General features: G+C 40.0%; 9 protein-coding genes and 2 pseudogenes. 10 read left to right on the top strand and 1 reads right to left on the bottom strand.

What is annotated here, in order from left to right:
• The 10 genes and pseudogenes from PSR9079_RS24060 to PSR9079_RS19095 all read left to right on the top strand — a co-directional run.
• Nucleotides 1–161: pseudogene (locus PSR9079_RS24060) on the top strand (alpha-amylase family glycosyl hydrolase); the annotation flags it as partial.
• 399 nt (nt 162–560) lie between these two features.
• Nucleotides 561–796: pseudogene (locus tag PSR9079_RS23715) on the top strand (transposase); the annotation flags it as partial.
• 514 nt (nt 797–1,310) lie between these two features.
• Nucleotides 1,311–2,075 (top strand): SDR family oxidoreductase, encoded by a 765-nt coding sequence (locus PSR9079_RS19135; protein ID WP_149982876.1) that lies wholly within the window; start codon nt 1,311–1,313, stop codon nt 2,073–2,075.
• Between the two features lie 10 nt (nt 2,076–2,085).
• The gene (locus PSR9079_RS19130) at nt 2,086–2,928 is read left to right on the top strand and encodes a methylated-DNA--[protein]-cysteine S-methyltransferase (RefSeq protein ID WP_149982875.1); all 843 of its coding nucleotides are present in this window, start codon (nt 2,086–2,088) and stop codon (nt 2,926–2,928) included.
• A gap of 891 nt (nt 2,929–3,819) precedes the next feature.
• Nucleotides 3,820–4,737 carry a carbohydrate kinase family protein gene (locus PSR9079_RS19120; protein WP_149982874.1) on the top strand — a complete coding sequence of 306 codons (918 nt, stop codon included), beginning with the start codon at nt 3,820–3,822 and terminating at the stop codon, nt 4,735–4,737.
• Nucleotides 4,738–4,967: 230 nt separating this feature from the next.
• Entirely contained in the window at nt 4,968–7,907 is a 2,940-nt protein-coding gene (locus PSR9079_RS19115) for a SusC/RagA family TonB-linked outer membrane protein (RefSeq protein ID WP_149982873.1), read from the top strand.
• A gap of 33 nt (nt 7,908–7,940) precedes the next feature.
• Nucleotides 7,941–9,650, top strand: a complete 1,710-nt coding sequence (locus PSR9079_RS19110; protein ID WP_149982872.1) for a RagB/SusD family nutrient uptake outer membrane protein — start codon at nt 7,941–7,943, stop codon at nt 9,648–9,650.
• Between the two features lie 50 nt (nt 9,651–9,700).
• Complete coding sequence (locus PSR9079_RS19105) at nt 9,701–11,038, top strand: sugar porter family MFS transporter (protein WP_149982871.1); 1,338 nt, start codon at nt 9,701–9,703, stop codon at nt 11,036–11,038.
• Nucleotides 11,025–13,037: a glycoside hydrolase family 32 protein gene (locus PSR9079_RS19100; protein WP_149982870.1), complete on the top strand. Its 2,013-nt coding sequence runs from the start codon at nt 11,025–11,027 to the stop codon at nt 13,035–13,037. The genes PSR9079_RS19105 and PSR9079_RS19100 overlap by 14 nt, the downstream gene beginning before the upstream one ends.
• A gap of 60 nt (nt 13,038–13,097) precedes the next feature.
• The gene (locus PSR9079_RS19095; protein ID WP_149982869.1) at nt 13,098–14,312 is read left to right on the top strand and encodes an oligosaccharide MFS transporter; all 1,215 of its coding nucleotides are present in this window, start codon (nt 13,098–13,100) and stop codon (nt 14,310–14,312) included.
• On the opposite strand, the gene PSR9079_RS19090 is transcribed toward PSR9079_RS19095, so the two are convergent.
• A complete protein-coding gene (locus PSR9079_RS19090) occupies nt 14,284–15,279 on the bottom strand; it encodes a LacI family DNA-binding transcriptional regulator (RefSeq protein WP_149982868.1) in 996 nt (331 codons plus the stop codon). The two genes, PSR9079_RS19095 and PSR9079_RS19090, sit on opposite strands and share 29 nt — an antisense overlap.
• Nucleotides 15,280–15,572: the final 293 nt, after the last annotated feature.

Here is a 15,572-nt window from a genome sequence, read left to right as displayed (position 1 = left end):
CTATGCCAAAAGTGCTCCTGACTTTGAATATAGAAGAGGCACAATGGCTTGAATCAATTCAACGTTTTAGGCAGCAGTACTCAAATTTTGCAGGCAGCAAACAACGGTTAAAGCAGCAAGCCGCCAGCAACGATGTAAAATGGTACAAAGGCGCAGGCTGAACAGTTGCATCTTTATTAGGTTGTTTTAAAAATACACTATTGAACAAAGTGACGGCCTAGCTTTGCCTTTTTTTGCCTAAAATCCTTTCCAAGCACCTCAATTCTAAGCTCTGTAACTAACACTAACAGTATGTGAAAAAATAATTATGCGATTATCCACAACGGGAGAGGTGCTAAATTTTCTGACACAAAATATGTGTCTGTCCTTTTTATTTCCGTTTCTATTTCCTGCAGTCATCTTCATGCGTGTAATTTAGGTTTAATAGGGCTAATGACTTATTTAATAGGTGAAATAAAAATAACCCCGCAATAAAAGATAAATTCTGAACCTGAAAAGTAAATTTAGTGACACAGTTTTATTTGTTCAATTAGAGTGGCTCTCTTATTTAGTTGCTGCTGAAAGGTAAAGGGTTAGGAAAGATAGTCGACGCTGTACCAATAGTGAAAGGTCATCAAATGTTGAAGACAGAGCTGTTCCAGATCACTGGGAGGTGGACTTGAACCAAGGCTCAGAAAACAGCTTTATCGCGACCTTAGTTGAACGACATTCTAGGTATGTAATGCTAGCGAAAGTACCTAGTAATAAAACAAATCCAGTAATCGAAGCATTGATTAGACAAGCTAATAAGTTGCCAGCACTGCCAAGCTAGTATGTTGCGATTAATTTAGATGTAGCGACAAATTAAATAGTTCGAACGAGTTAGCGGCCTAGCTTGCTGCATCAAATCAGCTAATTAACCTGCTTAACTGCTCAGGTCAGTAACGACTGTGCATACGAAAAATATAATTGCTTAAGGGTTAAACATTAGGTTTAATGGATAGATAATAAACACTGAGTAACGCAGGGACAGCATAGATACGACAGGCACACTAATTAAATTTGCTTGCTATAGCTTAGGTCATAAAAAGCCTTTCTATATATGTAAAGTCCATAGCATAAACAACACCAACTCTACACATCGAGCAGGTAGCGCCTCAGTCCGACAAGCGATTATGCAACACAAACTGCGTGTCGCATAAATACTAAAATGTTATAGCGCAATTGAAATTCAGCAAGATTCGGGTCGGCATTAATCGTTCGGCCTCCTAATATAGCATCTGTTCGGGCATATGCCCTTTAATTGTCAGCAGAGCTAGGAGAAATAATCGATGAACATATTGGCCAACAAAGTTGCTATTGTTACTGGTGCCAGCACCGGCATTGGCTACGCAGCCGCGAAGCTTTTTGCGAGAGAAGGTGCTGCCGTAGTGGTGGCAGCAAGGCGACAGAAGGAGCTTGATGAACTGGTGGAATTAATCAAGACTGAAGGTGGGCAGGCACTGGCACTAGCCGGTGATGTTGGCGAAGAAGCTTTTGCCAAAGCTTTGGTAGATAAGGCTGTAAGCCACTTTGGTGGCCTGGATATCGCTTTTAACAATGCTGCCATTCTGGGTGCTATGTGCCCTGTGCCGCAGATGTCGCTCACGGACTGGAATCAAGTTATTGCGACCAACTTAACCAGTGCATTTTTGGGCGCAAAGTACCAGCTGCCCGCCATGGCTGCCCGAAAAGGAGGTTCGTTAATTTTCACCTCTACCTTCGTTGGTTACACCGCAGGTATGCCAGGCATGGCTGCCTACGCAGCCAGTAAGGCTGGTCTTATTGGTTTGACTCAAGTGCTGGCGTCAGAGCATGGGCCTCAGAATATCCGGGTCAATGCCCTTTTGCCTGGTGGTACTGATACGCCAGCGGGACGTGAGTTTGCTAATACGCCAGAAGCATTGGCGTTTGTGCGTAACCTGCATGCGCTCAAGCGTATGGCGACACCAGATGAAATTGCTCAATCCGCATTGTACTTAGCATCCGATGCATCCAGTTTCACAACTGGTTCTGCGATGTTGGTAGATGGCGGTGTATCCATAAATCGTGTCTGAGAGGCAGAGTGTGTCAGACTATGACCGTATCGCACGTGCTATGGCATACTTGGTAGATCGTGCAACTACCCAGCCCGCTCTAGAGGAGATAGCCGCCCATGTGCATCTGAGTCCGTATCATTTTCAGAGGTTGTTTTGTCGTTGGGCGGGTACCACGCCAAAGCGGTTTTTGCAGGTCCTGACATTGGAGCGTAGCAAGGAGTTGTTGGATAAATCCCGCTCTCTGCTCGACGTTTCACATGAGATTGGCTTAAGCGGTAGTTCAAGGTTGCATGATCACTTTGTGCAGCTGGAGGCAGTGACACCGGGGGAGTATAAAAATAAGGGTAAGGAGCTACGTATCGAATACGGTGTGCACCCTACACCACTGGGGCCTATGTTTGTAGCTGTAACACAGCGTGGTGTTTGTAGGGTTGAGTTCATGGATTTCAATGACATTGAAGAGCTGCTGGATGACTTGCGTAACGCTTGGCCATTGAGTTCGATTGTTGAAAGCATCACATCTACGCACTATGTTATTGATGCGTTTTTTAGTAGTGATACAGCTGCCAAACATGGTCCGCTGTCGCTTCATGTGAAAGGTACGAATTTTCAGGTAGCTGTGTGGCGGGCGCTGCTGAAAATACCACCGGGCGCAGTGGCTAGCTATTCTCAGGTAGCCACAGCACTCAATGCGCCCCAATCTGCAAGAGCGGTTGGTAACGCCATTGGAGCAAATCCTGTTGCTTTACTGATCCCCTGCCATCGGGTAATACAGCACAGTGGTGCACTTGGTGGTTACCGTTGGGGGCCAGCCAAGAAGCTTATGGTACAAACATGGGAAAAAATGCGTGATGAACCTGTTTTGCTATAACAATGTTATGCAGCTGACGTTCTTATCTTACCCCGCGCGGCAGATGGCGGGCGTTGAGGCTGTAGAATTACTCTTTACAGGAACGAATGCACCTACTTTTAGTTGTTCAACTTTTAACCTTGAATCTACTATCAAGCTATGATCTAGTAAATATTATTCACCCACGGTAAATCGTTATGGCTCTTTCGTTGGGTGAGGAGTCAAGCGAGACTTATCCTACCAAAATAAATTCATTCCAATCAATTTCGCTGAATAAATTGACCTTGCGCGGACAAATAGAAGTGAATGCTTTCACTTCACACTGCGGCAACTGTATTGCTTAGTTCATAATAGAGAAAAGCTGCAAAACACGATGCACTAATTAGGGTAGCCCTTATCACCTCAAATAAGCCACTCAAACACCTTGCAAAATGCCAATTAAAATAAAACCAAGTCCTCTTTTTATATTTTACGTAAAATCGAAGTAACTAATTGAATCAAAATAGGAACTCGGCTATGGTTAATGCATCAAAAAAAATAAGTAAAAACGAGTTATCAGCGATCCGTTAGTACTCGAGGTAAACTTTTACTCCAAATATCATTTAGGGGTAAAAGTTTGCTGTATAAAATTCATAAATTAAACTCTCAAGCATGTTATTTGCTTTATTTATAAGTTGCAGATAGGCATTTAGTTAATTTTATTAACTTAAATAAACAACGTTGTCTTTTTGTTGCTTAGATGAAATAATATCTCACGACATTTATTTAACAAATATATCTGCATTTTAATTTTTAAGTTAAAAATGTTTAAGTTATTGAAATTTAATATCTTACTTTCTATGAAGTGAAAGGTAAGTTGAACTTTGTCTAATCCGTTATCTGACCATACGAAGCGTATAAGGAAGCTCTTGAATGAGTATAATTGTGAATCAAAACGTGGCTAATAAAATTAGTCTAGTTTGTTTTGGGGAGGTCCTTTGGGACTGTTTTGGCGCAACTAAGCGTTTGGGAGGCGCACCTTTAAATATGTGCTTTAGGGTTAAATCACTTGGAATTGATGCACAAATGATAAGTGCAGTAGGGGAGGATGAGTTAGGTGATGCTCTGCTTGACGAATTAAAAGAAAAGCAATTGAGTACAGAGTACATTGCTGTAAACCCAAACAAAAATACCAGTACGGTGCAGGTAACACTTGATAGCCATGGTTCTGCTAAGTACGAAATTATGCCTGATACTGCCTGGGATAATATTGTTTTAACTGATGAAATTATTGGCAAAGTTGAATCGACGGATATTTTTGTGTTTGGTAGTTTAATTGGCCGTACCGACACTTCATTAATAACTTTAAAGCAACTACTAGAACATGCGAAGTTTAAAGTGTTTGATGTAAATTTACGAGCTCCTCACTATCAACTTGAGAGCTTAATAGAATTAATGAATAGCGCTGACTTTATCAAACTAAATGATGAAGAACTATATGAAATAGCAAAAGGAATGGGGTGTAAATACCATTCATTAGAGCAAAACTTAGCATTTATAGCAAAGCAAACCAACACAGAGTTTTTGTGCGTGACGAAAGGAAACCATGGTGCTTTATTATCGATTAAAGGTAAAAACTACTATAACTCAGGCTACCTGATCGATGTTGTGGATACTGTTGGTGCAGGGGATTCGTTTTTGGGGGCTTTAATTTATCAATTGTGCATTCAAAACGATCCGCAACAGGCAATTAATTTTGCTTGTGCTGCCGGAGCTATGGTTGCTCAGCAGCTAGGGGCAACACCAGATATAACGCATCAGCAAATCTTAGAATTTATTGAACCATGTTAGCGTGCAGCATTGTATTTCAAGTTATACATATAAAAAACAAAATATTTTGTTATTTATATTGAATAGATGTTTTTTTAATGTTAAAAAGACAACGTTGTTTATTTGTGTTGGACCGACCAAGCCAAACAACAAAATGTAAAAAGATATTTTTTTACGCCATAAAGACAACGTTGTTAATTTAAATAATGAAATCAACATTAAAAAATAAAATTAAAATGAGGACACACACAATGCTCAGATTTAGGAAAAACCAGCTTGCTGCGAGTGTTAGTACAGTATTGATAGGTTGTTGGCTGCCATCCAACAGCTTTGCCGCTGAACAACTGCAAGAAGAAGCGTCGGCCAAGGTTGGTATTGAAGTTATTGAAGTTTCATATGGTTATGGAAGTGTTAAAAAACAAGATTTAACCGGCGCAGTTAGCACAGTTGAGCTTGAAGATGTCGTTGATCAGCCTTCAGGTAATATCATGCAAAATTTGCAGGGGCGTGTGCCTGGCTTGCAAATTACAACTAATGGTTCACCTAACTCTGCAGCAACAGTGCGTATTCGTGGTCAAGGTTTAGGACCTTTAGGTAATAACGATCCTCTTTATGTTATTGATGGTGTACCAACTAAATCAGGCATGCATGAACTTAATAGCCATGATATTGCTGATATACAGGTGCTAAGAGATGCGGCAGCTGCAAGTATTTTTGGTGCTCGCTCTGGTAATGGGGTCATTATTATTACCACCAAAAAAGGGAATGAAGGGCTCGACTTTAATTTCTCTTTTAATCAGTCATATGATGATTTTAATTATGAATTAAATCCATTAAATACACAGCAAAGGGGACAAGCAGTTTGGCAAGCTGCAGTAAACGACGGCTCAGATCCAAATGCAGCAAGTTCTCTTTATAGCTATGATTGGAATAATGATTTTAATAACCCTCAATTAAACAACGTTGTTTTTCCTGAGTTTACGGATGCTGCACAGGTGCAACGCCCAGCAGATACTAATTGGTTTGATGAAGTTACGCGCTCTGCAAAAGTAACCGATCTTAACTTTTCAGTTTCAGGTGGTTCAGACAAAGCTTCGATATATAGTTCACTTGGCTATTTCGGCTCAGAAGGTGTTGTTGATGGCTCAGAGTTTGAACGAATAAGCTTTCGCGTTAATTCTGATTATCAGCTAACAAATAAGCTTAAGATTGGTGAAAACTTTATAGTGACAAATCAAGAATCAAACTTGGTTAATGATCTGGCCGGTAATATTCTAACTTTGGCTATAGAACAACAATCTATCGTTCCTGTGTACAACGATAAAGGTGGCTGGGGAGGACCCGTCCCTGGTGTAACTGACCGTGATAATCCGGTTAGACTAATTGAAATGAATCGAGACAATGTTAGTAGATTCAATAAATTAATGGGAAATATTTTTGTTGAATATGAGGCAATAGAGGACTTAACACTAAAAAGCTCTATCGGTTTAGATTACGGGCAATACTACTTCAGAAACTATACCCGTGCTTTTCAAGCTGGCTCGCTAAACTATGGTGATCAGCTGTCAGTGACAGAAAACTGGAATAGCAGTTTTAGTTGGACTAATACCGCAGAATATAAGCTTGATTTAGATGCAAATCATTTTACGTTTTTGGTCGGTACAGAACAAATAGATTATGAGTATGAAGGATCTGTTGGTTTTGGTTCAGGTTTTGCGTCTGATGATCGTGATTATGCTCATTTATCACAAGCAACGGGTGATGTTCGTGTGGAAGGGGATGGCGATAAATGGTCTCTTAATTCTTATTTCGCCCGTATGGACTATAACTTTGATGACCGCTATTTAGCAGGTTTAACAATACGTCGCGATGGCTCATCTCGTTTTGGTAGTAATAATAGCTACGGTAATTTCCCCGCTATTTCTGCAGGTTGGGTGATCAGCAACGAATCATTCTATGATATTGAATTTTTATCTACCTTAAAGCTTCGAGCTAGTTGGGGCAAAACGGGTAATCAAGAAATCCCTACCGATGCAACATATACAACGTATTTAAGCCGTTATGCAACTCGGTCTTTATTCACTGATCAGCAAGATGAAGGGACCGCTTATGATATAGGCGGTGCAAATGGCGGCACGCTTCCTTCTGGATTTGTAAAAGCACAAACAGGGAATGATGACCTAAAGTGGGAAACATCAACGCAAACAAACATTGGTCTTGATTTTGGCATGCGTTACGAAACCATATACGGCAGTATCGATTGGTTTGAAAAAACCACAGAGGATATTTTAACGTTAACCAATCCACTTGCAACATTAGGTGAAGGCGCTCAGCAATGGGTCAATGGTGGCACGATTGAAAACTCTGGTTTTGAGTTTCTCATTGGCTACGCCGATTACCTTACTTTTGATAGCTTAGATGGTGATATCGATGTCGATATTAGCTTTAACATTTCTTCTGCTAAAAATAAGGTTGTCTCACTACCAGAGGATGTTGTGAATTCATTTGGTGGTAATGGTGATGATAAAACGATTGTTGGTCATTCAGTCAATTCTATTTATGGTTATGTCGCCGATGGGTTATTCCAAAATCAAGGTGAGATAGATGCTCACGCAGCGCAATCTGGGGCTGGTTTAGGCCGAGTTCGCTGGAAAGATTTAGACGGCAATGGCGTGATTGATGAAAACGATCAAAGCTTTTTCACCGATACTGATCCTGACTTTATGTATGGATTGAACATGAATTTCAAATACAAAAATTGGGATTTCAATATGTTCTGGCAAGGTGTTCAAGGAGGTGAGATACGTAATAGCTGGCGTGGATTTACTGACTTCACATCATTAAATATAGGCTCTAACTACGGTGATCGCGTTCTTGATGCATGGTCAGTTAACAATACTGACAGCAATGTACCGGCATTAACTTTAATCGATAACAATGGTGAAGGCCGTCAATCAAGTTTGTTTTGGGAAGATGGCAGCTACATAAAGCTTCGTAACTTATCTATCGGTTATACACCTGATGAACAGTGGTTAAGTCAATACGGTATAAGTTCTGCACGAATTTATTTGCAGGGAAGTAACTTATTGACCATTACTCCGTCAGGGACGCTAAGCCAGGATCCAGAAACTCCAAACGGCAACTTCCCAATTCCAAAACGTATTACGTTAGGCGTGAACCTTTCTTTTTGATTTATTAAAACGACAACGATACGAGCACATATTATGAATAAAATTAAAACACTATTTACAGCAGCTACACTCGCGCTTTCTTTAGCATCGTGTGGTGGTTCTGATCTTGATGTTGCACCTTCTGGGGTATTAACCGAAGAGCAAGTTTCTAACAGTGAAAATGTAGATGCGTTGATTATTGCTGCCTACTCATATCTAGGAAACGATCATTATACCGCACCTAACTTTTTATGGCCGACAGGAAACTTACGCGCTGGAGACGCCCATAAAGGCGGTAATGGACCTGGTGATATCTTTGCTTATCATGCTTTGTCTTTATATCAACCAATAGTGCCTGATATGGAGTCTTTCCCGCCAGATTTAATTGATTTGAACAACAAAAAATGGGTACGTAATTACACCGGTATTTCAAGAGCAAACTCAGCATTAGCGGTAATCGCAAATGCGCCAGATGCCATTGAAAACAGTGCTGCAAAACAATCCGAACTGCGGTTCATTCGCAGTATTTTCTACTTTGATTTAAAAATACATCATAAGCATATCCCGTGGATTGATGAAACATTGACTCAAGATCAAATTCTTAGCGCTACTAATCGTGAGCTAAGCGATCAAGAGTTATGGGATAAAATTGCTGCAGATTTTGAGTTTGCTGCAAACAATCTACCACAAACCCAAAAAGATGTTGGACGCGCTTCAGCGTTATCAGCTAAGGCATATCTAGCTAAAACACTACTCTACCAAGCGTATGAGCAGAATGAGCTACATCAAGTTATTAATATTAATAAAGATAAACTTGTAAAAGTGGTGGCTCTGGTTGATGAAATTGAAGAAGCCGGCGTCTATGACTTATTTGATGATTACGCGAATAACTTTTTGTTTGAAAGTGAAAATGGTAAAGAATCAGTTTTTGCTATTCAGCGCTCTCTAAATGACGGCTCTCCAGATGGACGTGGTAGCTGGCCTAGTGCATTAAATGCGCCAATGGCTGGTGGTTTTGGCTGTTGTGGTTTTCATGTACCAACAGAAAATTTTGTTAATGCGTTTAAAACAGACCAACAAGGTTTGCCGTTATTCGACTCTTTTAACGACTTTAATTATGACATGACGACTGACTCAGTTGACCCTCGCCTAGATCACACAGTGGCAATGGAAGGTAAACCATTTAAGTATGACGAAAACTTAATTCATGGCGGTGATAGCTGGGCACGTGCCCCTGGTATATATGGCAACTTTACGGCAATGAAAGATCTTGAGCACCCTGACTGTAGTTGTCGTGGTGAGAATGGACCGTTTCCTATCTTTTCATTAAATACACCGCTCATTCGTTACGCTGATGTATTGCTTTGGAAAGCTGAAGCATTAATTGAGTTAGACAGGTATGACGAAGCATTGCCAATCATTAACCGTATCCGTGAGCGTGCTAAAAATAGTACCGGTAAATTACACAACGCGAGTATTTATAACATGGGCTTATATACAAGTTTTGATTCTAAAGAACAGGCCAGAGCGGCACTACGCTTTGAGCGACGTTTAGAATTAGGGCTTGAAGGACATCGCTTTTTTGATTTAGTTCGATGGGGAATAGCGAAAGAAACGATTGATAGTTACTTAGCAATTGAAGCTGTACGCAAACCTTACTTGGTCGATGCTATTTTCACTAAAGGTAAACATGAGTATTTACCTATTCCGAACCAGCAGATGATTTTAAGTGGTGGATCGTACACACAAAACCCAGGTTATTAATAGTGGTGGGTTTCGGCCCACCTTTTAATCGTTAAGTTTTAAGAGTGATTATGAAAAAAATTATTTATTGGTCAGTCACCGTTGCCGTTGCTGGTTTTTTATTCGGCTTTGATACAGCCGTTATATCCGGTGCGGATAAACCTATTCAAGCGTTATGGAATACGAGCTCGTTATTTCATGGCTTATTTATTATGTCTTCAGCTTTATGGGGAACACTACTGGGTGCCTTAACCGGTAATTACCCATGCGATAAGTGGGGTAGAAAACCCACATTAGTTTTAGTTGGGGTGTTGTTTTTAGTTTCGGCGCTTGGCTCCGCCATGGCACCTGACGCATATAGCTTCGCCTTATTACGGTTTATTGGTGGCGTGGGAGTGGGCATTTCTTCAATTGTTGTACCTGCTTATATTTCTGAGATTGCACCTGCTAAGTACCGTGGGCGTTTGGTTGCGCTTTATCAGTTTCAAATTGTATTTGGGATCTTAGTTGCGTTTGTTTCTAATTTTTTAATTGCAGGAACATCTGCAATTGACTGGCGTTTAATGTTAGGTGTGGAGGCAATGCCTGCTCTGGCTTATTTATTAATGATCATTAAGGCACCTGAAAGCCCACGTTGGTTAGTGCAAAAGAAAAATGAGAAAACTAAAGCGCGTTCAATCTTAGTGACTTTAGGTGAACAAAACCCAGACCAAGTATTAAATGACATTGAACGCGACAAGTTACAAAACAGTCAATCAAAGCTATTTGGTGGTAGTTACAATAAGGCGGCTTTATTTGCATTTTTATTTGCCGCATTTAATCAATTATCTGGCATTAACTTTATCATTTATTATGCACCGCGCGTATTTGAACTTGCAGGGTTGGATGTAAATCAATCATTACTTTCTGGCGCTGGGATTGGCGTGGTTAACCTATGTTTTACCATGCTGGGTTTATCGTTGATTGATAAGTTTGGCCGCCGTTCGCTGATGTACATTGGCTCAATTGGCTACGTTATTTCGCTCTCTGTCGTGGCGTGGGCGTTTAGTACTGACTCTGGTGGTTTAACGGTTGTAGCGTTTGTATTTGTGTTTATTGCCGCTCATGCCATTGGCCAAGGTACCGTTATTTGGGTCTTCATTGCAGAAATATTCCCTAACAAAGTTCGTTCAAAAGGGCAGTCTTTGGGCTCCGGTACGCATTGGTTTTTTGCCGCAGCAATCACTTTACTTATGCCATTTTTCTTAGAACGTTTTAGTGCCACTGAAGTATTCACTTTCTTTACTTTAATGATGTTAGGGCAATTGATTTTTGTTGCGTGGTTTATGCCAGAAACAAAAGGACGTTCTTTAGAAGCAATTTCATTAGATACCAATAATAAGCATGGAGCATTAGATGCGAACCGTTAATTTAGTTTTAATTTCATCATTTTTGGCAGCATGTAGCATGACAAACCAAACTGAACAAACTGCCCCTACGGGTGTAGATAAACCTAGCAAAGAGGCGTTTCGTCCTGCTTTTCATTTTACCCCTAAAAAGCATTGGATGAATGATCCTAACGGTATGGTTTATTACCAAGGTGAATATCATCTGTTTTACCAGCATAATCCTGATTCATCGGTATGGGGACCAATGCATTGGGGACATGCAATTAGTAAAGATATGGTTAATTGGCAGCATCAAGAAATTAAGTTGTTTCCTGATGAGCACGGTACTATCTTCTCTGGTAGTGCGGTAGTTGATTGGCAAAATAGCAGCGGCTTTGGCAGTAAAGAAAACCCACCATTAGTGGCTATATTTACCTATCATGATGATAAAAAGGCGGCACAGGGAGCGATTGATTTTCAAACCCAAGGCATAGCATATAGCACCGATAAAGGCCGCACTTGGGAAAAATACGCTAATAATCCGGTATTAAAAAACCCTGGGATCCGCGACTTCCGCGACCCTAAAGTAAGCTGGCATGAAGATACCGAGCAATGGGTTATGGTATTGGCTCAAGATGATCATATTGGCTTTTACAGCTCAAAAGATTTAAAAACATGGCAATTTGAAAGTAACTTTGGCGCTGATTGGGGCAGTCACGCAGGCGTATGGGAGTGTCCAGATCTTATTCGCGTGCGTATTGAAGGCACCGACGAATATAAATATGTTCTATTAGTGAGTATCAATCCTGGCGCGCCAAATGGCGGCTCTGGTACACAATATTTTGTTGGCGATTTTGACGGTGAAAAATTTGTACTGGATAGCGATTATCAAAAAATGCTTACATCAACACCCGCCGTTTTCCCTCAAGGACTTGATTTCTCTAATTTTAAGAGTGGTTTAAAGAATTGGCAAGTATCGGGTGAAGCATTCCATATAGTTAATGATCAACCAGCAAATACCATTGCCAGTTCTTTTAAAGGTTCGGATAAGGCAATTGGCACCTTAACTTCAAAATCATTTGAAATCGATCATGATTTCATTAACTTCAAGATTGCAGGCGGAAAGCCTCACAATAGTACCGCAATACAGTTGTTAGTTAATGGCGAGATAGTTAAAACCGCAAGTGGAAATAATACAGGTACACTGACTGAGCGTTCTTGGAACGTGAGTCAATTAAAAGGTCAGCAAGCTTATATTAAAGTGGTAGACAATGAACGAGGTGATTGGGGGCATATTAAAATCGCTGATATTGTATTTTCTGATAAAGCAGCAAAAGAAAAGTATGAACCTTCAATATGGCTAGACTATGGTACAGATAATTATGCTGGTGTAACTTTCTCTGATGTTCAAGACGGTAGACACTTATTTATGGGGTGGATGAGTAACTGGCAATACGCAAATCAAGTACCCACTGAGGTATGGCGCAGCGCAATGACGATTCCCAGAGAATTAAAGTTATTGCAAACGCCAACAGGCGTGCGTTTGGCATCTCAACCGGTTAAAGAGTTAGATAGTTTATTGAGTAACTCACAACAAAAGGCAACCTTAACTGGCGCAAATAGCTATCAGTTAGATGAGCTTTTTACAATTGAGCCTGGGCAATTTAAGGTGAGCTTTAGTATAGCGAACTCTGAACAAGTTACTGATATCGTGCTTAGCTCTGATACGGGCGAATACACTAAGCTGCAGCTAAACCCAGCTCAAGGGCAACTAATACTTGACCGCAGGCAGTCGGGTTTAAAAGACTTTGAAGATGGTTTTGCATCTTTACAAACTGCGCCATTACAAAAAGGACTTGAATATTACGATGTTGATATATGGGTAGATAAAGCGTCGGTAGAAGTGTTTGTAAATAAGGGGGTTAGCTCTATGACCTCGATTGTTTTTCCAACCTCTCCTTATAATAAAATACAAGTGAGTGCTGAGCAGCCTTTGTCGCTTAGTGACGTAAAGTTAAACAATATAGCAATAGAAAAATAACATTTGAAGCGACTCTATAGTAATATAGAGTCGCTTACTTTTTATAAGGCTATGCGATATATGAGTAGTAATTATCGGCTATTGAGCGCCATTTTCTTTATTTATTTTATGGCATGGTCTTTTTCATTTTCATTTTTTCCTATTTGGCTTAGTCAAGAAGTAGGCCTCAACAGTGCTAAAGTAGGGGTCATCTTTAGTATCAATTCCATCATGGCTTTACTCGTGATGCCTTGCTATGGCATTTTGCAAGATAAACTCGGTTTACAAAAAACACTGCTTTACTTCATTGCATTTTTTATCATATTGATTGGTCCATTTGTCAGTTATGTATACGCACCCTTACTACAAACACAGTTTTATCTGGCTGCTATTTTAGGCGGTGCTGTTTTTTCATGTGCATTTTTGGCTGGAGTCGGGACACTTGAAAGTTATATTGATAAACAAAGTCGCTCGACGAATTTTGAATTTGGTAAAGCTCGAATGTGGGGGTCACTAGGTTGGGCCATGGCAAGCTACTTTGCCGGTTTATCGTTTAATTTATCCCCTAGTTTAAATTATTGGTTATCAAGCATTGCGGCGGTTTGCTTAATGGGGTTATTAGCCTTTGTTAAGGTCGCAAAAAATCAGCCCGAAATAGCGCCTTCTCGAACTTTTTCTCCCGTGCAACAGCTCAAAGCATTTTTTAAAATCGCAGGATTGTGGCGTTTAAGTGTATTTGTGATCGGTGTAAGTTGTATTTATGCGGTATTTGATCAGCAATTTGCTATTTATTACACCTCTTTTTTTGACACCCCAGAGCAAGGTCGAGAGTTTTTTGGCTATTTAACTTCAGCGCAAGTAATTCTTGAAGCGGCTATTTTGTATTTAGCTGTTAAATGGGTGAATTATTTGGGCGTTAAAAACTCGTTGCTGTTAAGTGGTGTATTGATGGCGATACGAATATATTGCTCGGGGATTGTTAATGACTCTATCAGCATTAGTGTATTAAAATTGTTACATGCAATTGAGTTACCGCTGATGTTAATTGCATTGTTTAAATATATAAACATGCACTTTGAAGCTCGTTATTCAGCCATGATCTATATCATTGGCTTTCAATTTACTACGCAATTGATGGCGTCAATGTTAGCCGTCGCTGTAGGTGTAGTATATGATAATGTAGGCTTTGCGTTAGCCTACCAATATTTGGGTTTGGTTGTGTGTGTGTTTATTGTATTATCGCTTTTTGCATTAAAGGCAGATGCAATTAAAACGAATCACGAGCAATTAGTTTAAATGGTAAGTGGTGGTGAACAATATCAGTGCGCTGCTCTATGAGGTATTCCATTGCCCAACGTCCCATAGCATGGTGTGGTAATGCCATGGTAGTTAAATTCGGTTGTAATAATTGTGGAATACTGCCCCAATCATCAAAACTAGCTATACCAATATCTTTACCAACGATCATTCCTTTATCATGCACAACAAAGTAAATTTCTAGCGCCATGGGGTCTTGACCACAAATAATTGCATCAGGTTTAAACTCGTCAATTACTCGCGCTGCAGACTCTCTCGAAGTAGAAATCTCACTACCATCGGCTTGACCAATAATCACCGATTCAATGAGTAAATCATCGAGTGGTAAGCCGTGCTTTTTAAATGAATTTATAACGCCTTGTTTACGGCCTTTGGCAGCAACTATATGCTCATTTAAGTTTAAGAAAGCAATTCGTCGATAGCCTTTACGGATTAACGCGTCAGTAATATCTTCACCGGCTTGCTGTTCATCAGGTACTACACAAGGGAAATTATTCAAAGCAGGAAAACAGTTAGCTAAAATTGTTGGTATTTTTTTTAGTTCATCAGCTACCACAACTTGGCGATGATACATTGCTGAATATATAACGCCCTCTACGCGATACTCTAAAAGGCTTTCTATAGCTCTGTCTATACTCGCTTGGGTTTCGTTAACATTGAGGATCAACAGTTCTTTATTTTTCTGCCACGCAATTTCTTGGGCACCACGAATAATATCAAAAGTATAAGGAACACTAAGCAGTTCATCAGCAATAATTGCGTAAATGTTTGAGTTTTTACGTCGCGTTAAACTTGCCGCACGATTAGGACGATAACCTAATTCTTTTATCGCTTTAAGAACTTTCTCGCGGTTAATATCTTTGACTGTTGGATCATTATTGACCACTCGCGATACAGTTTTAAATGAAACACCTGCGTGGACAGCGACTTGCTTAATTGTAACCATACTAGAATAAGACCCTCTGTGATTAAAAACAGTATAACAGCAGATTGCACTTTATTTATATGTTTTTGTTAAGGTTTGAGTTGTCGTTGTTATCTAAAGATAAACTTATTCAGAGGCTTACTTTTAAGTTATTGAGGCGAATTATACTCATGATGTAATTACATTGGCTAAACCTAGTAAGCCGAAAAGGTAATACCAAGCGTTGATATAATAGCTTAAAACATTAGCTCATCAGATTATAGAGTGAGCAGTCACAGTGAATCGAGTTTGATATATTACTATCTCTAATTGGC

The sequence above is a fragment of the Pseudoalteromonas rhizosphaerae genome, assembly GCF_902498845.1.
Lineage (GTDB): Bacteria > Pseudomonadota > Gammaproteobacteria > Enterobacterales > Alteromonadaceae > Pseudoalteromonas > Pseudoalteromonas rhizosphaerae.
Note: the sequence above shows the minus strand (reverse complement) of the source record. Positions and strands in the feature narration are given on the sequence as shown.